This window comes from Lentzea sp. CC55 (genome assembly GCF_021056325.1).
Classification (GTDB): domain Bacteria; phylum Actinomycetota; class Actinomycetes; order Mycobacteriales; family Pseudonocardiaceae; genus Lentzea; species Lentzea jiangxiensis.
On the sequence record NZ_JAJCXE010000028.1, the window covers coordinates 1 to 25,512 of the forward strand.

Sequence of the window (25,512 nt, forward strand, 5' to 3'; positions counted from 1 at the left end):
GGTCGCCCAGAACCTTCGTTTCGTGGCCATCGTCGTCTCCTGGGGGCAGGGAGGCTCCGCGGCCCCGGGCGCACGCCCGAGCCGCTGGAGCCGTCCTCCGGTGGTGTGTGCTGCGGAACGTCAGGTGGCGGTGCAGGAGGGGGTGAGCCCCGAACCGCTGCCGGTGCCCTGGAAACCGAACTCGGTGGAGCCGCCCGCGGGCACGTTGGCGTTGTAGTCCACGTTCGTGAAGGTGACGGTGCCACTGGTGCCGCTGCGGTTGGAGCTCCAGGAGGAGGTGACCGTCCCGTTCGCCAGGGTCGTCGTCACCCGCCAGCCGCGCAGTGCGGCGGATCCGGCGGTGACCTTGACCGTGGCGACGAACCCGCCGTTCCACTGGTTCAACGACACCGACGCGGTGCAGCCACCGGGGCCGGGGCCGTTGGACGTGGTGGTCGTCGTGGTGGTGGGACCGGGGCCTCCCGCGTTCAGCGCGTCGAGCACCGCGTTGTACGCGGGCTTCTTGGCGCCGGATCCGGTGAACAGCAAGGGGTTCTCGCCGCCGCGCCACGAGTCGGTGTCGCGGATGCCCCACACGGTGATGCCCGTGCAGGCACGGATCGCCATGCACGCCCTCGTGACCGCTCCGTAGGCGTTCGCCTGGTTGCTGCCGGCGATGTCGAGCTCGGTGATCTGCACCTCGACGCCGAGGTCGGCGAAGCGCTGGAGGTTCGCCTGGTAGTCCGGCGGCGCGTTGTTGGTGAGGTGGGACTGGAACCCGACGCAGTCGATCGGCACGCCGCGGGCCTTGAAGTCGCGGACCATGTTGTAGATGCCGGTGGACTTCGGGTTGATGCTGTCGGTGTTGTAGTCGTTGTAGCAGAGCTTCGCCGCGGGGTCGGCCGCACGGGCGGCGCGGAACGCCGCCTCGATCCAGTCGTTGCCGGTGCGCTGGAGGTTGGAGTCGCGCCGGCCACCGCTGCCGCCGTCGGCGAACGCCTCGTTCACCACGTCCCAGGCGTAGATCTTGCCCTTGTAGTGGGTGGCGACCTGGGTGACGTGGTTCATCATGGCCCGGCGCAGGTCGGCGCCTTCCAGGCGCTGGGCCCAGCCCGGTTCCTGCTGGTGCCACAGCAGGGCGTGACCCCGGACCCGCTTGCCGTTGCCCACGGCCTGGTTGAGGATGCGGTCTCCGCCGGAGTAGGTGAACTGGCCGCGGTTGGGCTCGGTCGCATCCCACTTCATCTCGTTCTCGGCTGTCACCATGGTGAACTCGGTGTTCAGGATGTTCACGTAGGTCTGGTCGTTCAGCCTGCCCGCCGCCACGGCGGTGCCGTAGTAGCGGCCGGACTGCGCCGCGGCGGCGCCGAGCGTGGTCGCCGCGCTGGCGGGGACGGACACGACGAGCACGGCGCCCAGGGCCGCCGCCGCTGCTGTCGACACGATCGGGACGAGTGAGACCGACCTCGATGTCAGTTTCATCTTCCACACTTTCACCGGACGTGCCCGGAATGCGGGCGTGGTGGATGGGGCGATCCGGTGCACGCCGAGGAGACCCGGTGCGGCGGTGCCGGGGCTCTCGTGCGCGCGGAATCGCGGCTGTGGTGCGTCTCCGTCACCCGCGGTGCGGAGGGAGGTAGGTGCTGAAGCCGAATCGTCTTCGGTGGAGGAGCTGCATCGCCATCCCCTTCCTCACACGACCGCGAGTGCGTCGTCCAGGAGTGTTGCAGCTCTGTGTTCACGCTCACAAGAAGGCGAACACGACTTTTCCTCGGAATTGCGCTGGATGGAGGAAAGCGGCCAGGAAGAGTGGTGAAAAGGCACGTCGAACGCAGTCGAATGCTGCCGAAAAGGGTCGAATGAAAGACTTCTGAGTCGAAGTGAGCGCTAACACTGCCAGCTTTTCGAGTGCATGACGACGCCGCCGGCCGCCCTGTCCGGCGCAGTGCGCCGCAACGGGGTGCCGGCGGCTCGTCGCTCCGCCCGGGCCGGTCAGCCGCGCAGGCTCCACTGCTGGTTCGCGCCGCCGTGGCACGTCCAGAGCACGACCGGTGTGCCGTTGGCCGTCCCGTTGCCACTGGCGTCGAGGCACAGCCCCGACTGCGCGCCGGTGACGCTGCCGCCGGCGTTGACGTTCCACTGCTGGTTCAGGCCGCCGTGGCAGTCCCAGAGGATCGCCGCGGTGCCGTTGGCGGTGCCGCCACCCGAGGCGTCGAGGCACCTGCCGCCGATCGTGAACTGCTTGCCGGAGGTGTAGGTCCAGCGCTGGTTCGCGCCGCCGCCGCAGTCCCACAACCTCGCGGTGCTGTTGCCGGCCGTGGTGGCGACGTCGAGGCAACGGCCCGACTGGAGGCCGGCGACGGTGACGTTCTCCCGTCCGTCCGTGCCACCCGGTCCGGCGGCGGCCATCACGGCCTGAGCGCCGGCCGGCCAGTTGCCGCCGGAGACGACGACGTTGCCGCTCACCACGTTGCCGCGATCACCGTTGGTGATGTTGCTGCTGCCGTTGCTCGACCAGTTGCCGGTGAGCGTCCAGTTGCCCATGTTCTCGCCGCCGTAGTAGTTGGCGGTGGCCCAGGTCCCGGTGGCGGAGAAGACGTTGCCCGTGGCGCGGTAGTACTTGGAGCCCTCGTCGAAGTAGAGCCCGAAGAACCCGTTGGTGCGCAAGCAGTAGTTGCCGCGGATCTCCGCGTTCGGGTTCCAGCCCAGTGTGTAGATGCAACCGCCGTCGGTCATCTGCTGCATCACGTCGTGGACGTAGTTGTTGAGCAGCTTGTTGCCGGATGCGGTGGTGGGCGTGGTGTAGCGGGGCTGGTAGTTGTAGAGGCCCCGGCCGGCGTAGTGGTTGCTGCCGCCCGCGTCGTTCGAGCCCCAGCCGTAGCCGAGGGAGATGCCGGAGTACGGCAGGTTGTAGACCTCGTTGTGGGCCACGGTCGCGTTGGTGACGTAGGTGTTGAGCACCGACACGATTCCCCGGTACTCGATCCCGAGGTCGTGGACGCGGTTGTGGCTGACCATGATGTCCCGGTTGACCATCCGCTGGTCGCCCGGGTGGTGCGCGTCGGCGCGCACGCCGCCGACCACGACGCCGCCCGCCGAGTTGTGCGCGATCTCCGAGCGGGTGATCGTGATGCCGGACGCGCCCAGCCCGACCCCGCTGCTGTGCGCGTTCGCGTCGTTGCCGATGCCGATCGCGGTCTGCCCGAGGTTGACGAAGCGGGAGTCGGTGAAGGTGACGCGGCTGGCCGCGGAGATCTGGACGGCGGCGGGCATTTGAGACCAATGTGGACGGACCGCCTCGAACGCCGGGCAGCCGCTCCGGCACGAGTTCAGCCGGTCGGCCGGCCAGTTCCAGTTGCCGGAGATGTAGGCACCGGTCTGCTGGTCCGCGTACCCCTGGTTGCTGCTGGGGCCGAGCCACGAGGTGCCGGTGAAGGTGATGCCGCTGAACGAGATGTCGTGCGCGGGCGCGTCGTAGGTGCCGCCGACGGAGACCAGCGACTGCAACGCCGGCAGTTCGACGCCGGCGTTGTTCATGTTCTGCCCGGAGCGGGGGATGTAGTACAGGACACCGGTGCCGGGGTTGAGGTACCACTCACCCGCCGCGTCCAGGAACTCGTACGCGTTGGCCAGGTAGAGCGGGCCGGCGCGGAACGGGTTGTTGAGCGTGTCGTAGCCGAAGGTGTTGTTGTTCCACGCGGGTTGCTGCATCGTCAGGAAGTTGCCGCTGATGCTCTGCACCGGCGAGTACCTGTCGGTGAAGGAGTTGACGCTCTCCACCTCGACCCGGTTCTGGTTCGCCAGGGTGTTCAGGTAGCTCAGCGCGCCGTTGGAGAAGCGCATGCCGCTGTCGGTGAAGGTGAAGTCGGACCGGTTGACCTGAGTGCGCGCGCGGGTGGCGATCGCACCGTCGACGTAGAGCTGACGACTGTCGAGACCGGCACCGACGTTCGCCCGCCAGATGTTCTTGCCGGCGTCCGCGACCGTCCAGCCCGTGACGGCTCTGGCGCCGCTGAGGACGGGACGAGCCGATGCGGCCGCCTGCCACAGCACGCGGTGGCCGTTGGTGCCCGAGTCCGCCGCGGTGAGCCGGAACGGCTGCGAGAGCCGGTACACCCCGTCGGCGAGCTCCACGACGATGTCACCGGACATCGTGCCGGTGCGGGACCGCACGGCCGACTGCGCGGCCGGCAGCGAGCACGGAGCGGTTGCGGTGCAGGCGGTGCCGGTGCCGGACGGAGAAGCGTGGAGAGTGGTCGTGGCGGCCGAGGCCGGGGGAGCGGTGGCGACCGCCGCGGCCACCACGACCGCGACGGCGGCGAGAGCTGTTCGCCGCCGCGCAGCGGGGAACGAGGACGTGGACAAGGGACCTCCTGAGGTGGGTGCGCGGCGGCTGGCGGGGGCCTGTGGACGCTCGGAGCACGGCGCGCCACCACGTCCACGTGGGTGAGGTGCGAACGCACGCGACGAGACTGGCGGCGTCCGGTCGCCGAGCGCTCGCGGAACGCCGGGTCGCGGCGTTCGGTGCTCAGGTCGGGACTGTTCCGTTCGGGCGGAGCGAACGGTGCCGGCGCGGTGCGGAAGCCGGCCAGCGGAACACTCCGAACGTAACTCGTATGACGTGTGACGTCAACGGTGGTCCGTACACTGCGGGCCGGGAGCACCACGGCGCAGCGCAACGGAGCCGAGCATGACGACGACAGGACGGCAGGCGGAGCAGGGCGCGTCCGCGGATCCGGTGTGGACGCGGAGACCGGCCAGCCTCGCCGCGGCCGTCACCGCGGAACTGGTGCAGCGGATCGTCCGGCACAGCTGGTCCGCCGGCATGGCGCTGCCGCCCGAGCCGGTGCTCTGCGAGACCTTCTCGGTGAGCAGGACGGTGATCCGCGAGGCGGTGAAGGTCTTGCAGGAGAAAGGCCTCGTCACGGTGCGCCAAGGCTCCGGCACGACGGTCAACCCGCCGGTGCAGTGGAACATGCTCGACGAGCAGGTGCTCCTCGCCGCGATCGCCGAGGACGAGAGCCTCGCGACCCTGGACGACCTCGTGGTGACCCGGCGGCTGCTGGAGTCCGACATGGCGCAGGTCGCCGCGCGCACCGCGGATGACGACACCGTCGACCGGTTGCGGGCGCTGGTGGACCGGATGGACGAGCTCGTTGACGACGTCGCCGAGTACGAGGAGCACGACCGCCTCTTCCACGACGCGATCATGCTGGCGTCGGGGAACCGCATCGCCCGCGGCGTCGTGCGCTCGCTGCAGTCGCAGGTCCTCCACACGGCCGGGTACCGCGGTGAGAGCAGCCGCGAGCTGTGCCAGGCGTCGAACGCCGGGCATCGGCGCGTCTTCGACCGCATCGCCGCCCACGACCCCGCCGGGGCGGCGGAGGCCATGTTCACCCACATCACCGAGGCGTGGCTCGTGCGCCGCGGCGAAGCAGGGGACCCCGGCCGGCTGAACCGGTGAAAGCGCTCGCCGCACCTGCGACCGGACCGCGTGGCGGTACCGGCGGAAGTCACTGCGGCGAGCGGACGCCGGACAGGCGGTCCCTGGTGCCAAGGGCCGGTCTCCTCAGGCCGTCTCGACCGCGTGCAGACGGCGCCCGGCGCGTTCGGGGCGGATGTGCGCGCCACCGGCCGGCCGGTCGGGCGGCAGGTGGCGCGCCAAGGGCGACCGACTTCTCGTCCACGCGCACGCCCAAGCCCGGACTGTCGCCGAGGACGTAGGCGCCGTCCTCCACGCGCAGGTCCACGGAGACGCCCACCGGCGGCTGGAGCCCCGGCAACTCGCTCACCAGGTGGTAAGGGACCGACGTGGCGGCGTGCAGCAGACCGGCGGGCGTCGTGCCGATCGGGCTGACCGGCAGGTCGGGCGCGTGCGCGAGCGCGGCGACCCTCAGGAAGTGGGTGGTGCCCCAGAGCGCGGCCGGCTGCACGATGCCCACCGCGCGGCACAGCGCCTGCACGGGACTGCGGGTGGAGTCCGGAGGAGTGCCGGAGCATGATGCGCGAGCGGTTCCTGGAGCTGCTCGACCGCCGAGCGGGGTGCCCGGTGACGACCGGGACCCCGGGGCAGGGCCGCCGTATCCGATGTGGACGTTCTGCGTGATGGAGAGCGTCCTCATAGGAACGTTCAGAGCTTTCCGTGAATTCGTGTGCTTTGCCTTGATCACGTAATGCGTCTACCTCCATTGCTCCATATGGAGTAATGGGGACTGGATTTCTTTGCGGTGGAATGGCGGCAAGTCATAGTGCGCTATCGCGGTGACCGCCGGATCAGCCGTTCTCGACGGGGACCTTGAAAGCACGCCGGTCACCGGCTGACACAATGGATGAATGGCACTGGGTTACGTCTTCGCCGTGCTGGCGACCCTGGCGTCAGGCAGTGGTTCGATCCTCGAGGCGATGGGTGTGCGGCGTGTGGCCGCGCACGGCGGGTCGTCGCGGGATCTCATCGCTCTCTGGCGTCAGTGGCTGTACTTCCTCGGTCTCGGCGTGAACCTGCTGGGATTCGCCTTCGCCTCCGCGGCGTTGCACCGGCTGCCGCTGTTCCTCGTCCAGTCGATGCTCGCGTTCAGCGTCGGCGTGACCGCCATGATCAGCAGCTTCATGGGTGCCCACCTGCGTGCGCGGGGATGGGGCGCGCTGGTGGTCGGCGCGAGCGGTCTGGTCCTGCTGGGCGTGTCCGCGGAGCCGGGTCCCGCACAGGCCCTGCCACCGCACTGGCGGTGGCTCCTCCTGGCCGTTCCGATCCCGGTGGCGGCGATCGTCCTCTACGCCCGGCGCCACCACCACGTCGGGGCGACGGTGGCACTGGCGTTCGGCTCCGGTGTCTCCTACAGCGTCGTCGGCATCTCGGCGCGGACGCTCCACCTCCCGGACGCCGTGTGGCGGCTCGTGCTGGAACCGGCGGCCTGGTCCATCGTCCTCAACGGCCTCACCGCGGCGGCGCTGTTCGCGATGGCGCTGCAGAAGGGCGGTCCGACCGGGGTCACCGCGATCATGTTCACCACCAACACGGCGCTTTCGTCGTTCGTCGGGCTGGTCTACCTCGGTGACAACGTCCGCGACGGTTACGTGATCGCCGCGACCACGGGGTTCGTCCTGGCGATCGCCGGAGCGATCGCCGTCGCCCACTATTCGGCGAACACGCGGCAGAAGGAGCCCTTGCCGGAGCCGGCCGGTACGCGGGTGTGAGGGCCGCTCGTCATCGCGGTGTCTTACTTGCCGAGCGTGTCGTACGACGACAACGGCGTCACCCCGACCGGAGTGAACACGAACGCGAGCGATGACGAATCGCGCACGACGGCGGTCAGGTCGTAGAACCCTTTGATCGTCATGGTGGTGCGGGTCTGCGTGATCGAGGACAGCTTTGGCAGAGCGTCCGTCCGGAACCGGTCAGCGGCCTCAGGGGACAGCTGGTGCAGTGAAGTGCCGACCCCGCTGAGGAGACGCGCCGGGGTCCGGAACGCGCCGCCGGAGCCCGTGACGTGCACGGTTACTGCATGAACCTTCGTGAAAGCGCTGGTCTGCGGCTTCACGAAGACCTCGACGTCGGATGACACGCGACCGCCGAAAATGCCGCCGGCCTGCACGGTGGTCGGCAACTGCTGTGCGCCCTCGTGGATGAGCGGAAGTTGCATGTTCAACGCGGTGATGACGTCGTTGGCCGAAGCGTTGAACGTGGCGGCCGGCGCTGCGGTGGTCGTCGTGGTGGTGCTGGTGGTGGTGCTTGCCGACGAACTCGAGGACGGTGCCGCCTGCTGTTCTCCGCTTCCGCATGCCGTCGCTCCCAGCAAGAGGCACACGATGAGGAACGATCTTTGCGACACGAGGGCGGCTCCGCTCAGTTGATGGCGGTCGGCCTGTCGCAGAAGGCCGTAGCGGCGTTACCGCGTTGTGGGAGTCCGCGGAGCGCGATGGCGTGAACTTCCCGGCCGAGTTCGCCGGCAAGTGCCGGTCACGCAGTGCCTCGAAACCGGTGCCGCCACGGCTCCAACGCTGTTGTCGAAGAAGTCCTATGTCTCGCGCACGGGTTCGAGCAATGGCTGCCACGTGGTGCGCGTCGCGACCGGGACGGTGACGGGAAGCCTCACGACGGAGCGCGGGCCGGAGGTCAGGTCCGCGGTGTCGAAGACGGCCAGGTTGCTCGACGTGCTGTCGTGGAACGGGACGATGAGCCAGTCGCCGGCCGTCGCGGGCTGGCCGAGTCGGTGACCGGGGCCGAAGTCGTAGGTCGTGGACGTGTGCGGATCGTGCCTGGACACCGCGGTGTCCCGGGCCGCGTACACGGTGTGGTGCCGTCGGCCGCGTTCCGGGGCGGCCACGACGGCGGAGTCGGCGCTGAGCAGGCGCTCCTCGCTCGCGGTGCCGGTGCTCGGGTCGAGCGTCCAGCGCGTCAGCTCCCGGGGTCCGGTGGGCGAGGTGTGCCGCACCGCGTCGAGGACGACCTCCGGCCCGTCCTCGTAGGCGTTGACCGCCTCCGGCACGAAGCACGGTGACACGGGGAACCAGAGGGGGTTGCCCCGGGACCGGCGTGGCAGGAGGCCGATCCGCGCCTGTTTGCCCGGCCGCCAGGTGTAGGGGGCGCGCAGGCCGATGAGCTCGGTGGCGCGGTCGTGTTCCACGGACAGGTCCAGGACGACGACGTGGTCCGCCGTCAGAGCAACCGTGTCGATGCGCGCGGGGCCGCTGAGCACGAAACAACGGCCCCGGCGCACCGCGCTCGCCGCGCTCATCGTCACGTGTTCGGCGAGCGGGGAGCCCGGCCTGGTCGCGATCGTGTGCCATTCGCCGGTGCGGGGGTCCTGCGCCGGCCGGGCGACGCGCAGGCCGTCGCGCACCGCCGGGGCCAGCGTGGGCACGGTGCCCAGCAACGAGAGGTCGGTGCGGGCGCGGTGCCAGGTCGCGGTGCCGCCGGCGAGGCGGACGCCGGTGATCGAGACCGGGTCCGTGCCGTGTGCGGGATGCGGGACGGACTGCAGGAACCTGCCGTGCAGGTTCGCGGGCAGCTGACCCTCCACGAGGAGTGCTTCCACGGTCGCACCTCCGACCTATGCATAACAGCGTTGTGCTAAACATATCGCCGTTATGCAACAATGTCAAAGGTGAGCCCACGCCGAATGGACCCGCGCACCCACACCACCCTCATCGAGATCGCCGCCGCGTTGCTCGCCACCGAGGGACCCCAGGCCCTCTCGACGCGGCGGATCGCGGCGGAGGCCGGTACCTCGACGATGGCCGTGTACACCTACTTCGGCGGGATGAGCGGCCTGGTGCGGGAAGTGGTGCACGAAGGGTTCCAGCGGCTGGAGCGCCACCTGACGGCCGTGGGGTCGACGTCCGACCCGGTCGCGGACATGGCGCTGCTGGGCCGGGCGTACCGGATGAACGCCCTGGCCAACCCGCACCTGTACAGCGTGATGTTCGGGGGCGCGTCGCTCAGCGGCTTCTCGCTGACCGACGACGACCGCCAGCACGGCCGGTACACCCTGACGAGCGTCGTGGAGTGCGTGGCGAGGTGCGTGGCGGCGGGCCGGTTCGCCGACGCCGACGTCGCGCACGTCGCACATCAGATGTGGATCGCCACTCACGGCCTCGTGACCCTGGAACTGGGCGGGTACCTGGCGGCGCCGCTCGACGGCGAGGCGCTGTTCGAGCCGCAGCTCGTCGCACTGATGGTGGGGGCGGGCGACCGGCCGGAAGCGGCGGTGCGGTCCGTGCGGTCGTCACGCCGGCGCATCGAGCGCGAGCTCAGCGCGCAGGCGGGGTGAACGGGCCCCAGCTGAAGGCGGGCAGCCACGGTTCGTGCGCGCCGTCCCAGTCCAGCGCCGCGATCTCGGCGTGGGACCGCCGGCCGGCCAGACTCCGGTGCAGGTCGTGGGTACCGGCTCGCAGCGTGCGGACGACCGGGCCGTCTCCCGCCGTCCCCGTGGCGGCGGGACTCTCGATCCGCAGGGCGGGCAGGCCGTGCGCCCGCACGGAGGCGGAGAAGCCGCCGATGAGCAGGTTCAGCGTGCTGGGGTAGGCGGGGTGCCCGGGATCGGGCGGGACGTCCAGGGCGGCGTGCAGGTCGAGGAGGTGGGTGAACGCGTCCATCACCATCCGCCCGGCCGAGCGCGGGCCCTCCAGTTCGACCAGCGGCTCGAGGACGTGGCAGACGCGCTCCCACTCCGCCAGGGCGAGATCGACGTCGGTGATGCCTCGTGGAACCGTGCCCGCAGGAGAACCCAGCCGTGCGGCCACGTTCGCCGCGACTTCCACCAGATGCGCCACCAGGTCCGTCACCGTCCACCCAGGACACGCGGGCACCGGCACCGCGCCGACCCGCCGTGTCGCCAGGAGTCCGATGTCGAGGCGGACCTGCCGGTACAGCAGGTGGTCGGGCGCGCTCACAGCGGCACGTTCCCGTGCTTGCGCGGCGGGGCGGAGGCACGTTTGGTGCTCATCATCTCCAGACCGCGTGCGATCGCCGCCCGCGTCTGCGCGGGGTCGATGACGTCGTCGACCAGGCCGCGTTCGGCCGCGTAGTGCGGGTGCATGAGCTGCTCCCGGTACTCGGCGATGAGCTCCGCCCGCAACGCCGCCGGGTCGGCCGCGGCGGTGAGCTCCTTGCGGAACAACACGTTCACCGCTCCCTCTGCTCCCATGACCGCGATTTCGTTGGTGGGCCAGGCCAGGGACACGTCCGAGCCGATCGAGCGGGAGTCCATCACGATGTACGCGCCGCCGTAGGCCTTGCGGATGATCACCTGGATGCGCGGAACCGTGGCCTCGCAGTAGGCGTAGAGCAGCTTCGCGCCGTGCCGGATCGCCCCGCCCTGCTCCTGGGCGGTGCCCGGCAGGAAACCGGGCACGTCCACCAGCGTGATCAGCGGGATGTTGAAGGCGTCGCAGAACCGCACGAACCGCGCCGCCTTCTGCGCCGCGGCCGAGTCGAGCACGCCGGCGAGCACCAGGGGCTGGTTGCCCACGACGCCCACCGGCCGGCCGTCGACGCGGCCCAGCGCGCAGATCACGTTCCCTGCCCAGTGCTCGTGCACCTCGATGAACTCGCCGTCGTCCACCACCTCGGCCACGACCGAGCGCATGTCGTACGGCTTGTTAGGCTCCACCGGGACGAGCTGGGCGAGCCGCGGTCGTTCGTCGGTCGTGGCGCCGACCGGTCCGTCGTGCGGCGGGGTGTCGAGGTTGTTGGCGGGCAACAGGGACACGAGGTACCGCACGTCCGCGAGGCAGGTCTCTTCGTCGTCGTGGACGAACGTGGCGACACCGGACTGGCTGCCGTGGACGTCCGCACCGCCGAGTTCCTCGTGCGTCACGACTTCGCCGTTGACGGCCGCGACGACGTCCGGTCCGGTCAGGTACATCTTCGCCGTGCCGCGCACCATGAACGTGAAGTCGGTCAGCGCGGGGGAGTAGGCGGCGCCGCCCGCGCAGGGACCGATCACGACGCTGATCTGCGGGATGATCCCGGACGCCGCCACGTGCCGGCGGAAGATGCCGCCGTAGGCGTTGAGGGCCATCACCCCCTCCTGGATGCGGGCGCCACCGCTGTCGTTGAGCCCGATCAACGGGCAGCCGGTGGAGATCGCCAGGTCCATCACCTTGTGGATCTTCGAGGCGTGCGCTTCGCCGAGGGACCCGCCGAACACCGAGAAGTCCTGGGCGTAGACGAACACCCGGCGTCCGTCGATCGTGCCGGAACCCGCGATCACACCGTCGGTGTGCGGCCGGTTCTCGGAGATCTTCATCCCCCTCGCCTGGTGGCGCCGGTACAGGTCGATCTCGGTGAACGAGCCGGGGTCGAGCAGCAGGTCGAGCCGTTCGCGGGCGGTGTGCTTGCCGAGCGCGTGCTGGCGGGCGACGGCGTTCTCGTCACCGGCCACGATGCGCGACCGCAGCCGGTCGGACTCGTCCAGCACGGACCGCATCGAACGCGGTTCCGCCGCCGGCGCGGGACGGGGCACGGTCACCGGCACGAAGTCGACCCGCCGCAGCGAGCGTTCGGACAGGTCGGTCATGCCACCCTCCCCGCGTCGCGCAGCCAGCGCACGGTGTCGGCCATCGTCTCCGCCAGTGGCCGGACGGGCCCGGACGAGGCGGTGCTCTGCGCGGCGAGGCACGTGCGGATCGCCCCGCCCTGCACCGGGACGGGCCACGGCCACACCCGCTGCAGCGCGTCGGCGGCCACGCCCACCGGCACCAGTGCCGCGGCGGGCAGGAACACGGCGGGCAACCGGCGCCCCGTGACCTCCCGCAACGTCCGGACGTAGTCGCGCGTCGAGACGAACCGGCCGGGCCCGAAACACCGGGACGGACCGCCGGTGAGCAGACGGGCGTGCATCGCCGCCGTGTCGCGGACGTCGCCCAGCGGGAAGCCGCCGGTCGGCCAGATCGGCATGAGCCCGCGCAGGGTGGCCCGCAGGCGCGCGGTCTGGTCGCCCAGCCGCGGGTCGTGCGGTCCGAGCAGCGCGGGCGGGTAGCTGATCACGGCGCCGTGCTCCCGCGCGACCTCCTCCGCCGCGGCCTTCGACGCCGCGTACGGCTCGGAAGACGACGTCACGGGGGAGTTCTCGTCGAGCACGGTGCCGCCCAGTGCCACGAAGCTCGACACGTGCACGACCCGACCGACCCCCGCCTTCCGCGCCGCCCCCAGCACCGCCTCGGTGGCGAGCTCGTTCGTGCGCCGCATCTCCCGGCGCCGGCGCCGGTCGAACGAGTAGACACCGGCGGCGTGCAGCACGGCGTCCGCGCCGCGCACCAGTTCCGCCACCCGGCCGGGGTCCGTCGCGGCACCGGCGACCACCTCGACGCCGGCGGGATCGACGCCCAGCGGGCGCAGCACCTCCGGCACCGCCCGCGGGTTCCTCGTGAGGAGCCGGACCCGGTGCCCGGCCGCTATGACCGCCGCGACCGAGTGCGATCCGACGAAACCCGTCCCTCCGGTCACGCTCACCAGCATCCGCACCCCATTCGCCGCGACGACGAACGCCAGCCTGCCCGCGCGGCGGTCGTGCTGCTTCTTCGAGCGTGCGATGTCCGCCGCGCCACAACCGCGCACTCTGGAATAAGCGATTGTCGGCACGCCACCTCCATTCTGTGATAGGCGCAGCAGCGCAAGTCCTTTGTGGATGAATGTAGGCGGCGAGGAGAACACCCATGTCGACGGAACGAACCGCACCGGCACCTGTGCGGCCGATCGCCACATCCGCGTTCGTCAACGGCCACTTCCCGCGCAGGCGCGGGCTGATCGTCCTGCTGAGCGCGCTCGCGGGTTTCGGGCTGACGGTCGTGTGGTCGGCGCACTTCGTGGACTCGACCATCGGGGACAACGTCGCGAACACGTTGCTCGGCCACGACGCCAAGGCCACGCCGATCGCCGGGGCGGCCGCCGGCATCGCGTTCGCGTTCGTCACGGGTCTCGCGGGTACGTTCACCGCCTGCAACATCGCGGCGTTCGGGGCGATGGCGCCGATGCTGGGCGGCTCCAGCAGCCGTGCCGAACGGGTCCGCGGCGCGCTGAAGCCGTTGCTGTGGCTGTCGGCGGGCATGCTGTCGGTGTCCGCGGTCTACGGCGCGGTCGTCGGACTCGTGGGCACCTCGATGCCCCAGTTCTCGACCGCGCAGAACGTCGCGGGCACGCTGTCCGGCCGCAGCGTGCAGTCCCTGGTCGTGTTCGGCGTGATCGGCCTGACGATGACCTACCTCGGTCTCGCCGCGCTGGGCGTGGTCCGCGACCCGTTCGCGCGCATCGCGAAGCGCTACCCCAACGCCCCCATGGTGTTCATGGGTGTGCTCATCGGAGGGTTCCTGATCGGCCGCCCGTTCGGCCTGTTCCGCCAGCTGTTCCGCGACGCGGCGGAGAGCGGCAACCCCCTCTACGGAGCTGCCGCGTTCTGCCTGCAGTCCCTCGGCAACATCGCCGTGCTCGCCCTGGCGCTCGTGGCCACCGCGGCGTTCCTGGGCGACCGGGTCCGGCGGTGGCTGACGGAGAAGCCGGTGCGGCTCGCGGTGATCACCGGCGTCGCGCTGATCACCGTGGGCGTCTTCACCTTCCTGTACTGGGACGTGCGACTGCTCGCCCGCCGCGAGCTGATCCCGTGGTACCCGACGGCGCCATGGGCGTGACGGGCGAGGGCCTGCGGATCGCGGGGCTGAGCGGCCTCACGCAGGTCAGCATTCCGACGATCAAGTTCTACCTGCGGTCCGGCCTGCTGCACCCCGGCAGGAGGACCGGGCCGAACCAGATGCGCTACGACGAGAGCCACGTCCGCAGGCTCCGCGTCGTGCGCGCACTCGTCGACCGCGGCGGCCTGCCGGTCGCCGCGGTTGCCGAGCTCGTCGGCGGCAGCGGCGACGTCAGGGTGCCGGACGTGCTCACCGCGATCTCCCGCACCAGTGCGCCTGACGCCACCGCGCCCGGTTCCCTCGGGGAGGCGCGGGCGAAGTGGCGCGACCGCGTCGACGAGGTGCTGGCGAGGGACGGGCGCGAGGTCGCGGACGACAACGCCGCCGCGGCCGAGCTGGCCGGCGTGCTGGCGAGCCTGGAGCTCGCGGGACACGCGCCCGACGACGCCCTGCTGGAGGCCTACCTGAGGGCCGGGACGGCGGTCGCGGCCGCCGAGGCGGACCAGGCGCGTGGCGCCGGTGCCACGAGGGAGTGCGCGGAACGCCTGCTGGTGTCCGTCGTCCTGGGCGCGGTGGCGCTCACGGCTGCCCGCAGACTGGGCCACGACCTCGCGGTCGAGAACGGCTGAGCGGCACCGCAATTGGAAAGATGCAAATTTCCACAGGTCCGGATGAAGATGGGAGGAGCCTAGTAGAGGAGCGCTGATGTCGACGGTGCTCGGTTCCATCAGACGATTGATTTTCACACCGGCTCTCGTGGACGTCACGTTCGCGGCGCGCGGTTTCTCGATTCCGGAGTCGGAGACGACCCGGGCACTGGAACAGATTCCGCAGACCGTGATCGCGGGATTCGAATGGGGAATCGACTGCCGCGGGCTGTGGGAGCTGGAACGCAGGTTGTCGCTCGTCGCGCCCGAGCTGCGCGGGTTCGCCTACGAGGGCGCGACGATGGCCTGCACGGTCCTGGACGCGATGGACCGGGGCAAGCGCACCCGTGACCTGCTGCGCGGTCCCGGCCTCCCGCACCTCTTCCTCGCCTACATAGGCATCGGCTTCGCCATGGCCCGGCTGCCCCGGCCGCTGTGGCGCAAGGTGGTGCCCGATCTCGAAGGCGTCCGCTACCACCCGGCGATCACCTGGCTGGCCGTCGACGGCTACGGCTTCGACCGCGCCTACTTCCAGCCCGGACGCTGGGTCGCCGGGCAGCGCTCACCGGAGCCGTACCCGTGGCAGGACACGCCGTCCTACTTCCCGCGGGCCTTCGACCAGGGGCTGGGCCGCGCCCTGTGGTTCATCCACGGCGCGGACGTGAAGGCCGTCGCGAGCGCCGTGCGGAAGTTCGCCGGCCGCCGCCGGCCCGACCTCTGGAGCGGTGTCGGGCTCGCCGCCACCTTCGCCGGGGGCGCCACCCCCGCGGACCTCGCGTGGCTGCGGGCCGAGGCGGGGCAGCAGGCGCCCGAGCTCGCGCTGGGGGCCGCACTCGCCGTCATGGCCAAGGCGGCGGCGGGCCACGTGGACGACCGCGCGGGACAGGCCGTCCACGCGCTGGGCGACCTGTCCGCGGCCGCCGCGGTCACCCTCGTCGAGACCTCCTCCACCTCCGCCGGCGAACCGGGCCCCGAGCCCGAATACGAACGGTGGCGCAGTCGCATTCGCGCACATTTCACGCGGTGAGAAAAGGGTCGAGCATGCTGGAAGATGTCAGACCGCCTCGGTGATGCAAAGAATGGTGGCTGGAAATCGTATGTTTGGGGAGAGTGCATCGTGACCAAGGCGGGATGGCGCGCTTTGCGGCGTCGGTTGCTGACGCCCAGGAGTTCGGAGGCAACGCTTTCAGTACGTGGATTTCACCACAAGGACGAGGCGGCGAAGGAACTGCTGGAAAGCATCGGCCGGAACTTCCTCTTCGGGTTCGCGACCGCGGTGGAGGCACGCGCGCCCGCCGAGGTGGAGCGACACCTCGACACCGTGCCCCCGCAGTTCCGCGGCTTCGCCTACGAGGGCGCGGGCATGGGGTTCGCCACGCTCGACGCGCTGCCGTTCGGCGGCGGTGGGCGGGTGGCGGAGTTCCTCGCGGGGGCGGGCGCGAAGCACGTCTACATGGTCTACGTGGGCGTCGGCTGGGCGATGGCCCGCGTGCCGAGGTTCCGCTGGCCGCGGCTCGCGGTGAGCGACGAGCTGCTGCAGTGGCTCCTGCTCGACGGCTACGGCTTCCACCAGGCGTACTTCCACACCGCGAAGTACGTGCACGGCCACTACCGCGAACCCGACTTCCCGTGGCCCTTCTCCGGCCCGGCCTGGTACGCGAACCGCGCGATCGACCAGGGCATCGGCAGGGCGCTGTGGTTCGTGGGAGGTGCGGACGCCGCCAGGGTCGTCGAGCTGGTCGACGGCTTCCCCGACACGCGGCGGGCCGACCTGTACGCGGGCGCGGGCCTCGCCGCGACCTACGCGGGCGGCGCGGGACCCGAGGAGCTGCGCCGGTTCGCCGAGCACGCGGGACGCCACCGCGCGGTGGTGGCCCAGGGCAGCGCGTTCGCCGCGGAAGCCCGCGTGCTCGCGGGCCTCGCGGTCGACCACACGCACATCGCCACCCAAGTCCTGTGCGGCACCGGCGCGGACGAGGCCGCGCACCGGGTCCGCGCCCTCAAGCCGGCCGGGCCGGGGCGGGACGACGTCCCCGCCTACGAGCTGTGGCGGCGCGGCTTCGCCGACCAGTACGTCCACTCAGGAGGTGTGGAGCAGTGAACTGGGCCCGCAAACAGCTGCCGGGGATCCTGGCGCTCGTTCTCGTGATGGTGACCTTCCTGATGGCCCGGCTGCCCGCCGCGTCGCAGGAGGAGAAGCGCGACGTGGCGAGCGGCTACGGCTTCACCTCGATGTCGATCTCGCTCCCGGGCGGGTTCGACCAGCAGACCATCCGCAAGGTCAACAAGGACTACTCCCACATCGACGCCTGGATCTCCTCCGTCGGCGCGGCGATCGCGATGAACGACCTCGACGGCGACGGCCTCGCCAACGACCTGTGCCTGGTCGACCCGCGGATCGACCAAGTCGTGGTCACCCCGGCACCCGGCGCGAAGGAGGAGCGCTACCAGGCGTTCGCGCTCTCGCCCGGCTCGCTGCCGATGAACGACGTGATGGCGCCCATGGGCTGCGTGCCCGGCGACTTCAACGAGGACGGCCGCGTCGACCTGCTGGTGTACCTGTGGGGCCGCACGCCGATCGTGCACATCGCGAAGGACGGCCAGGACGGGCTCACCGCCGCCTCCTACACCGCCACCGAACTGGTGCCCGGCGCGAACTCCACCGCGGGCCGCTACACGGGCCCGCAGTGGAACAGCAACGCCGCGGCGGTCGCCGACTTCGACGGTGACGGCCACGCGGACGTCTTCATCGGCAACTACTTCCCGCACGGCCCGGTGCTCGACCCGTCGGTCAGCGGCGGTGTCGAGATGAACGACTCGATGTCGGCCGCCTACAACGGCGGCGAGAACTACTTCCTGCGCTGGACGGGAGCGTCGGCGGCCGGAGCCCGCTTCGAGGTGCAGGAGGGCGTGCAGGGCCTGGACTCGTCCAAGGGCTGGGAGCTCGCGGCGTCCGCCGCCGACCTGGACGGGGACCTGCTGCCCGAGCTCTACCTCGCCAACGACTTCGGCCCGGACCGCATGTTCCACAACAGGTCCACGCCCGGCCGGATCGTGCTCGCACCGGTCGAGGGCGTCCGCACCGCGCTCACCCCGAAGTCGAAGGTCGTCGGCCAGGACTCGTTCAAGGGCATGGGCGTCGACTTCGGCGACCTCAACCGCGACGGCGTGTACGACATGTTCGTCAGCAACATCACCACGTCGTACGGCATCCAGGAGAGCAACTTCCAGTTCATGTCCCAGTCCGGCGACCGGGACGTGCTGCGCGCCAAGCTCGCCAACAGCGAGGCGCCGTGGGAGGACGTGAGCGCGCCGGCCGGCACCGCGTGGTCCGGCTGGGGCTGGGACGTCAAGATCGCCGACTTCGCCAACTCCGGCGAACCCGCGATCGCCCAGGCCACCGGCTTCGTCCGCGGCCAGGTCAACAGGTGGCCCCAGCTGCAGGAACTGGCCACCGCCAACGACCTCGCGCTGCGCCACCCCGTGTCCTGGCCGCGCGTGACGGTCGGCGACGACGTCGGCGGCAACCACCGCCTCGCCTTCTACGTCAAGGACGGCGACCGGTACGTCGACATCGCGGATCAGCTCGGCCTCGCCATTCCCGTCCCCACCCGCGGCATCGCCACCGGTGACGCGGACGGCGACGGCAGGCTCGACCTCGCGGTGGCCCGGCAGTGGGCGGAACCGGTGTTCTACCGCAACTCCGGCCCGTCGCGCGGCAGCGCTCTCACGTTGCGGCTGTGCCACGACGGCGGGTCGCCCGCGGTCGGCGCCCAGGTCACCGCGAAGACCAGGGACGGCCGCACGTTCATCGGCCACGTCGACGGCGGCGGCGGCCACTCCGGCAAGCGCAGCCACGAGGTCCACATCGGACTCGGCAAGGCGGACGGACCCGTCGAGGTGCGGATCAACTGGCGCGACCGCTCGGGCGCGACCCGCGAGGACACGCTGACGCTCGACCCCGGCAGGCACACGCTCGAACTCGGTACCGAGGCGAAGGAGAGGTGACGGACGTGACGGACGTGGCGGCGACCGTGCCCCGGCACGACCCGAAGGTCGTCAAGGCACTGCGCAACTTCGCGATGTCGATGACCGTGTTCAACATCATCGGCTACTCCGTGCTCGGGTTCGAGCAACCGTGGCTGTGGCCGTTCATCGCGCTGCTGACGGGCTACACCGTCGAGATCGGGCTCGAGCTCGTCGGGTCCAGGATCGACGGACGGCCACCGAGGTTCACCGGCAACGGCGTGCGCGGCGTGGTCGAGTTCCTCTACCCGGCGCACATCACCAGCCTCGCGATGAACATGCTCATCTACGTCAACGACCAGATCTGGGTGATGATCTTCGGTGTCACCGTGGCCGTCGGCGCGAAGTGGGTGCTGCGGGCACCGGTGCGCGGCCGGCTGCGGCACTACATGAACCCGTCGAACTTCGGCATCGCGGTCATCCTGCTGATCTTCCCCTGGGCGAGCATCGTGCCGCCCTACCACTTCACCGAGAACGTGCACGGCCTGTTCGACTGGCTGATCCCGGCGATCATCGTCACCGCCGGCACGATGCTGAACGCGAAGCTCACCGGCCGCATGTGGCTGATCCTGTCGTGGCTGTTCTTCTTCGTGGTCCAGTCGGTGGTCAGGGGGATCCTGTTCGGCACGTCGATCCCCGGCGCGCTGCTCACCATGACCGGCGTCGCGTTCGTGCTGTTCACGAACTACATGATCACCGACCCCGGTACGAGCCCGTCGAAACCGATCTCGCAGATCGCGTTCGGTGGCGGCGTGGCCCTGGCGTACGGCTTCTTCACCGGTGTGCACATCGCGTACGGCCTGTTCTTCGCGACGGCGCTGGTGTGCCTGATCCGCGGCATGTTCCTGTGGGGCATCCACTTCGTGAACAGGTCGCGTGAGCAGTTCGAGGCGAGCCAGGCCCTCGCGGCGAAGGAAGCCGCGGCCGCGGTCGAGAGCTCCACGGAGAACGGCCAGGTCGTCTCGCCTCCCTCGACAACGGGCAAGGAGGTCGTACCGGCATGACGAAGATCGCGATCGTCGGTGTGGCCTGCCGCTATCCGGACGCGACGTCGGCGCGGGAGCTGTGGGAGAACGCGCTCGCCGGCCGCAGGGCCTTTCGGAGGCTCCCGGACGAGCGGATGCGCCTCGAGGACTACTGGGACCCGGACCCCGCGACACCAGACCGCTTCTACGCCCGCACCGCCGCCGTCATCGAGGGCTACGAGTTCGACCGGGTGGCACACCGCATCGCGGGCAGCACCTACCGCTCCACCGACCTGACCCACTGGCTCGCGCTCGACACGGCGGGCAGGGCGCTCGCCGACGCGGGGTTCGCCGGTGGTGAGGGCCTGCCCCGCGAACGCACCGGTGTCGTGGTCGGCAACACCCTGACCGGCGAGTTCGCCAGGGCCAACCTGATGAGGCTGCGGTGGCCGTACGTGCGCCGCACGGTCGCCGCCTCGCTGAAGGCCAGGGGCTGGGACGACGAGGAGCTCGCCGGCTTCCTCGCGGATCTGGAGGCCACCTACAAGAACCCGTTCCCCGCCATCGACGAGGACAGCCTCGCCGGTGGTCTCGCGAACACGATCGCCGGCCGGGTCTGCAACTACTTCGGCCTCAACGGCGGCGGCTACACCGTCGACGGAGCCTGTTCCTCGTCGCTGCTGTCCGTGGCGACGGCGGCGGGCCGGCTCGTCGACGGAGACCTCGACGTCGCCGTCGCGGGCGGGGTGGACCTGTCGATCGACCCGTTCGAGATCGTCGGTTTCGCCAAGACCGGGGCGCTCGCCCGGTCGGAGATGCGGGTCTACGACCGCGGGTCCAACGGGTTCTGGCCGGGCGAGGGCTGCGGCATGGTCGTGCTGATGCGCGAGGAGGACGTCCAGCCGCACCAGCGCGTCTACGCGACGGTCGCCGGGTGGGGCGTGTCGTCCGACGGCTGGGGCGGCATGACCCGCCCCGAGGTCAGCGGCTACCGGCTCGCGCTCGACCGCGCCTACGAACGGGCCGGGTTCGGCGTCGACACCGTGCCGATGTTCGAGGGCCACGGCACCGGCACCGAGGTCGGCGACGCGACCGAGCTGCGGGCGTTGTCCCAGGCCCGCGCGGCGGCGAACCCGGCGGCCTCCCCGGCCGCGATCAGCACCATCAAGGGCATGATCGGGCACACCAAGGCGGCGGCGGGCGTGGCCGGTCTGATCAAGGCCGCGCTGGCGTTGCACCACCAGACGCTGCCGCCGACGATCGGCTGCGTCGACCCGCACCCCGTGCTCGCGGAGGACCGGGCGAACCTGCGCGTCCTGCGCACCGCCGAGCCGTGGCCCGCGGACGCCCCGCTGCGGGCCGGCGTCACGGCGATGGGCTTCGGCGGGATCAACACCCACGTCGTGCTCGAGTCGTCCGTGCCGCTGCGCGCCCCCGACGCGCGGGCGCTGGAGATGTCCCGCGCCGCGCAGGACGCCGAGGTGCTGCTGGTCGACGCCGACTCGGCGGAGGCGCTGCGGGCCAGGCTGAGCGAGCTGGCCGAGTTCACGGCACGGGTGTCCTACGCACAGCTCGGCGACCTGGCGGCGGTGCTGCACGCCGGGCTGTCGGACCGGCCGTACCGGGCGGCCGTGGTCGCGCGGTCGCCCGAGGACGCCGTGCAGGGCCTCACCCGCGTGCTGGAGGCGGCCGACTCCGGTGTGACGACGTGGTTCGCGCCGGACGGCCGCGGCTTCCTCGGTCACGCCGCGGAACCGGCGACGGTCGGGTTCCTGTTCCCCGGCCAGGGCTCCGGCCGGGGAACGAGCGGCGGCGCGATGCGCAGGCGCTTCGCGGCCGCGCGGGAGGTCTACGAACGGGCGGCGCTGCCGGCGTCGGGTGACATGGTCGCCACGTCGGTCGCCCAGCCGCGGATCGTCACCGGATCGCTCGCGGGGCTGCGGGTGCTGGCAGGTCTCGGCGTCACGGCGGACGTCGCGGTGGGCCACAGCCTCGGCGAGATCACCGCGCTGCACTGGGCCGGGGCGATCGACGAACAGACCCTGCTGCGCGTGGCGTCCGTGCGCGGCGCGACCATGACCGAGCACAGCGCCTCGGGCACGATGGCGAGCCTCGGCGCGTCAGCGGAGTTCGTGAGCGAGCTCGTCCGCGAGCTGCCGGTGGTGATCGCCGCGTACAACGGTCCGAAGCAGACGGTCGTCGCGGGCAGCGAGGCCGCGGTGGCGGCGGCGGTCGAGGCGGCGGCCCGGGAGGGTGTGCAGGCCACGGCGTTGCGGGTCTCGCACGCGTTCCACTCACCACTCGTGGCTCCGGCGGCCGACGCGCTGCACGCCAAACTGAGCGCCGAGGAGTTCGGCGCGGTCAGCGGGCACGTCGTGTCGACCGTGACGGGGGAGGCCCTGCCGTCCGATGTGGACGTCCCCGGTCTGCTGCGCGCCCAGATCACCGACCCCGTGCTGTTCTCACAGGCGGTCGGGGTCGCGGCGAAGGACGCGGACCTGCTCGTCGAGGTCGGTCCCGGCCGGGTGCTGACGGCGCTCGCGGCCGACGTGGCGCAGGTGCCCGTCGTCGCGCTCGACACCGACGACGAGTCGCTGGTGTCGCTGCTCGGCGTCGTCGGGGCCGCGCACGTCACCGGGGCAGCGCTGGACCTGCGGCCGCTGTTCGCGGACAGGCTGGTGCGGCCGCTGCGGATCGGCCAGGACTTCTCGTTCTTCGCGAGTCCCTGCGAGCAGGCGCCGGAGACGTCGGTCGGCGCGGCCAACCTGGTCGTGACGGCTGTGGCGGGCATGACCGTCGTCGGCACCGCGACGTCCACCGTGGACGTGCTGCGGGAGATGGCGGCCGCGCGCGCCGAACTGCCGAGCGAGGCGGTCGCCCCCGAGAGCAGGCTGCTCGACGACCTGCACCTCAGTTCGATCACCGTGGGCCAGCTCGTCAACGAGGCCGCCCAGCGGCTCGGGGTGCCGCCCGCCAGCGCGCCGACGAACTTCGCCACCGCCACCGTGCGGGAACTGGCCGACGCCCTCGACGACCTGAGCGCCACCGCCAGGGAGACCGACACCGCGGCGGCGGTCGTCACCGGTGCCGGACCGTGGGCGCGGGCGTTCGTCGTGGACGACGAACCGGTTCCGCTGCGGCCGGCGGCGGTGGCCGAGGACAACGGCCAGTGGCAGCTCTACGCCGAGGACGGCCACCCGTTCGCCGAACGGTTGCGGCGCGACCTCGAACGAGGGGGAACCGGGGACGGCGTCCTCGTGTGCCTGCCCGAGGTGTGCGAGGAACGGCACCTGGAGCTGGCGTTGCGCGGCGCGAAGTCCGCGGCGGCGCGCAACGGCGGCCGGTTCGTGCTCGTGCAGCACGACACGGGCGCGGCGGCCATGGCGAAGACGCTGCGGCTGGAGGCGCCCGGCGTTCGGGTGACGATCGTGCACCTGCCCGCCGGGTCGGGGTGCGACGTCGTGCTGCCGGAGGTGCTGTCGACGACGGCGTTCAGCGAAGTGCGGTACGACCGCGAAATGACCCGCACGGTGCCGACGATGCGGGCACTGCCGGTGGCTCCGGCCGCCGAGATCCGGCCGCTGACCGACACCGACGTGCTGCTGGTCACGGGCGGAGGCAAGGGGATCACCGCCGAGTGCGCGATCTCGCTCGCCCAGGAGTGGGGCGCGAGGCTGGCGGTCCTCGGCAGGTCCGAGATCTCCGCGGACGCCGAACTGGCCGCGAACCTCGACCGCATGAGGGCGAGGGGCATCGAGGTCGCGTACGCGGTGGCCGACGTCACCGACGCCGAACGGCTGCGGACCGCCGTCGGTGAGCTGGAGGCCGCGCTCGGCCCCGTCACCGCCGTGCTGCACGGAGCCGGGCGCAACGAGCCGGTCGCGCTGCCCGCGGTGGACGCGGAACGGCTGCGGTCGACGATGGCGCCCAAGCTCGACGGCCTGCGCGCGGTGCTCGATGCCGTCGACGCGGGGTCCTTGCGGCTGCTGGTGACCTTCGGCAGCATCATCGGCCGCTCCGGGCTGCGCGGCGAGGCGCACTACGGCACCGCCAACGACTGGCTGGCCGCGCTCACCCGCGAGTTCGCCGACACCCACCCGTCCTGCCGTGCCCTGTGTCTCGAGTGGTCGGTGTGGTCCGGTGTCGGCATGGGCGAGCGGCTCGCCGTGGTCGAGTCGCTCTCGCGGGACGGCGTCACCCCCATCCCGCCCGACGAGGGCGTGCGGATCCTGCGCCGGCTGCTCGTCGATCCGCGGACGCCGGACGTCGTCGTGGTCAGCGGCCGCACCGAGGGCGTCGACACCGTGCGGCACGACCTGCCGCCGTTGCCCTTGCTGAGGTTCGTGGACAAGCCGCTGGTCCGGTACCACGGCGTCGAGCTCGTCACCGAGGTGGAGCTGAACGCGGGCACCGACCTCTACCTCGCCGACCACCTGCTCGACGGCAACCTGCTGTTCCCCGCCGTCTACGGCATGGAGGCGATGACCCAGGTCGCCGCGGCGCTCACGGGACGCGAGTCCACCCCCGTGCTGTCCGGGATCCGGTTCCTCCGGCCGATCGTGGTGCCGCCGCGCGGCACGACGACGATCCGGATCGCCGCGGTGGTCACCGCCGACGACGTGGTGGACGTGGCCATCCGCAGCTCCGAGACCGCGTTCGAGGCGGACCACTTCGTGGCCCGGCTCTCGTACGGCAAGGCGGTTCCCCAGGAGGACCCGGTCGTGCACACCGGTCTGCCCCCGGTCGCGCTCGACCCGGCGGCGCAGCTCTACGGCGACACCATGTTCCAGGGCCCGAGGTTCCAGCGGCTGCGGCGCTTCCACGAGGCCCGTGCCCGCGACGTCAGCGCCGACGTGGCCCTGAGCGCGCACCCGGACGGGTTCGCCGGCTACCTGCCCGCCGAGCTGCTGCTCGCCGACCCCGGCATGCGGGACGCGTTGATGCACGGCAACCAGGTCTGCGTCCCGGACGGGACGCTGCTGCCGGAACGGATCGACCGCCTGTACGCCGCGGGCTCGGGCATCGGCGCCGGTGAGGTGCGGATGCGCGCCACCGAACGCCACCGCGACGGCGACACCTACGTCTACGACATCGCGGTGTTCGACGGCGACGAGGTCGTCGAGAGGTGGGAGGGCCTGCACCTGCGTGCCGTGCGGCGCAAGGGGTCCGCCGGACCGTGGGTGGCCCCGCTGCTGGGCTCGCACCTGGAACGGGAGGTCGAGGGCCTGCTGGGCCACCGGGTCGCGGTGGTCGTCGAACCCGACCGCGAGGCGGGCGCCGACCGGGCGACCCGGCGCAGGAGCACGGCGCTCGGGGTGAGCCGGCTGCTGGGACGCGAGACCGAGGTCCGGTACCGGACCGACGGCCGGCCCGAGGTCGGCGCCGGGGTGGTCGTGTCGGCGTCCCACGCCGCCGGGGTCACCCTCTGCGTGGCCGCGGACCGCGTGACGGCCTGCGACCTGCAGGAGGTGCGTGAGCAGGAGGACCAGGTGTGGCAGGGGCTGCTGGGCCGGCGCCACCGCACGGCGGCGCTGCTGGCCGGGGACGGTGAGCCGTTCGCGGTGGCCGCGACCCGCGTGTGGTCCGCCGTCGAGTGCCTGCAGAAGGCGGGTCTCCCGCTCGACACCCCGCTCACGCCGGAACCGGGCGGGCCGGAGGGCTGGGTGGTGTTCACCGCGCCGGGGCTGAGGATCGCGACGCTGGTGACGGCGCTGCGCGGGGTCGCGGATCCCGTGGTCGCCGCCGTGCTGCTGGTGGAGGGGAGCTGA

At 71.4% G+C, this 25,512-nt stretch carries 18 protein-coding genes; 10 read left to right on the plus strand and 8 right to left on the minus strand.

Going from position 1 to position 25,512, the window contains the following annotated elements; genetic code table 11:
- Positions 1-120 precede the first annotated feature (120 nt).
- Complete coding sequence (locus tag L6E10_RS23825) at positions 121-1,461, minus strand: endo-1,4-beta-xylanase (protein ID WP_236221754.1); 1,341 nt, start codon at positions 1,459-1,461, stop codon at positions 121-123.
- Between the two features lie 510 nt (positions 1,462-1,971).
- Positions 1,972-4,344 (minus strand): RICIN domain-containing protein, encoded by a 2,373-nt coding sequence (locus tag L6E10_RS23830; protein WP_236221755.1) that lies wholly within the window; start codon positions 4,342-4,344, stop codon positions 1,972-1,974.
- Between the two features lie 325 nt (positions 4,345-4,669).
- Between L6E10_RS23830 and L6E10_RS23835 the strand changes: the two genes are divergently transcribed.
- Entirely contained in the window at positions 4,670-5,443 is a 774-nt protein-coding gene (locus L6E10_RS23835; RefSeq protein WP_236221756.1) for a FadR/GntR family transcriptional regulator, read from the plus strand.
- A gap of 49 nt (positions 5,444-5,492) precedes the next feature.
- On the opposite strand, the gene L6E10_RS23840 is transcribed toward L6E10_RS23835, so the two are convergent.
- Complete coding sequence (locus tag L6E10_RS23840; RefSeq protein ID WP_236221757.1) at positions 5,493-5,942, minus strand: enolase C-terminal domain-like protein; 450 nt, start codon at positions 5,940-5,942, stop codon at positions 5,493-5,495.
- Positions 5,943-6,312: 370 nt separating this feature from the next.
- Here L6E10_RS23840 and L6E10_RS23845 point away from each other — a divergent pair, with 370 nt between their 5' ends.
- A complete protein-coding gene (locus tag L6E10_RS23845) occupies positions 6,313-7,173 on the plus strand; it encodes a hypothetical protein (protein ID WP_236221758.1) in 861 nt (286 codons plus the stop codon).
- Positions 7,174-7,196: 23 nt separating this feature from the next.
- Here L6E10_RS23845 and L6E10_RS23850 read toward each other — a convergent pair whose 3' ends face one another.
- Both L6E10_RS23850 and L6E10_RS23855 read right to left on the minus strand, forming a co-directional pair.
- Complete coding sequence (locus tag L6E10_RS23850) at positions 7,197-7,784, minus strand: hypothetical protein (protein ID WP_236221759.1); 588 nt, start codon at positions 7,782-7,784, stop codon at positions 7,197-7,199.
- Positions 7,785-7,994: 210 nt separating this feature from the next.
- Complete coding sequence (locus L6E10_RS23855) at positions 7,995-9,014, minus strand: carotenoid oxygenase family protein (protein ID WP_236221760.1); 1,020 nt, start codon at positions 9,012-9,014, stop codon at positions 7,995-7,997.
- Between the two features lie 69 nt (positions 9,015-9,083).
- On the opposite strand from L6E10_RS23855, the gene L6E10_RS23860 reads away from it, so the two are divergent.
- Positions 9,084-9,749, plus strand: coding sequence for a TetR/AcrR family transcriptional regulator (locus tag L6E10_RS23860; protein WP_236221761.1), 666 nt, complete (start codon positions 9,084-9,086; stop codon positions 9,747-9,749).
- Here the strand turns inward: L6E10_RS23860 and L6E10_RS23865 are convergent.
- From L6E10_RS23865 to L6E10_RS23875, 3 genes are all read right to left on the minus strand, one after another.
- On the minus strand, positions 9,730-10,371 hold the full coding sequence (locus tag L6E10_RS23865) for a maleylpyruvate isomerase N-terminal domain-containing protein (RefSeq protein ID WP_236221762.1): 642 nt from the start codon (positions 10,369-10,371) through the stop codon (positions 9,730-9,732). The two genes, L6E10_RS23860 and L6E10_RS23865, sit on opposite strands and share 20 nt — an antisense overlap.
- Positions 10,368-11,909, minus strand: a complete 1,542-nt coding sequence (locus L6E10_RS23870; protein WP_236221840.1) for an acyl-CoA carboxylase subunit beta — start codon at positions 11,907-11,909, stop codon at positions 10,368-10,370. The genes L6E10_RS23865 and L6E10_RS23870 overlap by 4 nt, the downstream gene beginning before the upstream one ends.
- A gap of 86 nt (positions 11,910-11,995) precedes the next feature.
- Positions 11,996-13,063: an NAD-dependent epimerase/dehydratase family protein gene (locus L6E10_RS23875; protein ID WP_308102862.1), complete on the minus strand. Its 1,068-nt coding sequence runs from the start codon at positions 13,061-13,063 to the stop codon at positions 11,996-11,998.
- A gap of 74 nt (positions 13,064-13,137) precedes the next feature.
- On the opposite strand from L6E10_RS23875, the gene L6E10_RS23880 reads away from it, so the two are divergent.
- The 7 genes from L6E10_RS23880 to L6E10_RS23910 all read left to right on the plus strand — a co-directional run bounded on the left by L6E10_RS23880 (position 13,138) and on the right by L6E10_RS23910 (position 25,512).
- Positions 13,138-14,106 carry a hypothetical protein gene (locus L6E10_RS23880; protein ID WP_236221763.1) on the plus strand — a complete coding sequence of 323 codons (969 nt, stop codon included), beginning with the start codon at positions 13,138-13,140 and terminating at the stop codon, positions 14,104-14,106.
- Positions 14,079-14,735 (plus strand): MerR family transcriptional regulator, encoded by a 657-nt coding sequence (locus L6E10_RS23885; RefSeq protein WP_236221764.1) that lies wholly within the window; start codon positions 14,079-14,081, stop codon positions 14,733-14,735. Before L6E10_RS23880 ends, L6E10_RS23885 begins: the two co-directional genes overlap by 28 nt.
- Before the next feature lie 76 nt (positions 14,736-14,811).
- The gene (locus L6E10_RS23890) at positions 14,812-15,780 is read left to right on the plus strand and encodes a DUF1702 family protein (RefSeq protein WP_236221765.1); all 969 of its coding nucleotides are present in this window, start codon (positions 14,812-14,814) and stop codon (positions 15,778-15,780) included.
- A gap of 90 nt (positions 15,781-15,870) precedes the next feature.
- Complete coding sequence (locus L6E10_RS23895; protein ID WP_236221766.1) at positions 15,871-16,854, plus strand: DUF1702 family protein; 984 nt, start codon at positions 15,871-15,873, stop codon at positions 16,852-16,854.
- A gap of 47 nt (positions 16,855-16,901) precedes the next feature.
- Positions 16,902-18,761: a CRTAC1 family protein gene (locus L6E10_RS23900; protein WP_236221842.1), complete on the plus strand. Its 1,860-nt coding sequence runs from the start codon at positions 16,902-16,904 to the stop codon at positions 18,759-18,761.
- Positions 18,762-18,766: 5 nt separating this feature from the next.
- A complete protein-coding gene (locus L6E10_RS23905; protein ID WP_374237415.1) occupies positions 18,767-19,783 on the plus strand; it encodes an enediyne biosynthesis protein in 1,017 nt (338 codons plus the stop codon).
- Positions 19,780-25,512 carry a type I polyketide synthase gene (locus L6E10_RS23910; RefSeq protein ID WP_236221767.1) on the plus strand — a complete coding sequence of 1,911 codons (5,733 nt, stop codon included), beginning with the start codon at positions 19,780-19,782 and terminating at the stop codon, positions 25,510-25,512. Before L6E10_RS23905 ends, L6E10_RS23910 begins: the two co-directional genes overlap by 4 nt.

Excerpts from the sequence above, each read along its gene's own strand:
- L6E10_RS23825 (WP_236221754.1), bottom strand. The coding sequence starts at position 1,461 with ATGAAACTGACATCGAGGTCGGTCTCACTCGTCCCGATCGTGTCGACA.
- L6E10_RS23835 (WP_236221756.1), top strand. The coding sequence starts at position 4,670 with ATGACGACGACAGGACGGCAGGCGGAGCAGGGCGCGTCCGCGGATCCG.
- L6E10_RS23845 (WP_236221758.1), top strand. The coding sequence starts at position 6,313 with ATGGCACTGGGTTACGTCTTCGCCGTGCTGGCGACCCTGGCGTCAGGC.
- L6E10_RS23870 (WP_236221840.1), bottom strand. The coding sequence starts at position 11,909 with ATGCGGTCCGTGCTGGACGAGTCCGACCGGCTGCGGTCGCGCATCGTG.
- L6E10_RS23880 (WP_236221763.1), top strand. The coding sequence starts at position 13,138 with ATGTCGACGGAACGAACCGCACCGGCACCTGTGCGGCCGATCGCCACA.
- L6E10_RS23890 (WP_236221765.1), top strand. The coding sequence starts at position 14,812 with ATGTCGACGGTGCTCGGTTCCATCAGACGATTGATTTTCACACCGGCT.
- L6E10_RS23900 (WP_236221842.1), top strand. The coding sequence starts at position 16,902 with ATGGTGACCTTCCTGATGGCCCGGCTGCCCGCCGCGTCGCAGGAGGAG.
- L6E10_RS23910 (WP_236221767.1), top strand. The coding sequence starts at position 19,780 with ATGACGAAGATCGCGATCGTCGGTGTGGCCTGCCGCTATCCGGACGCG.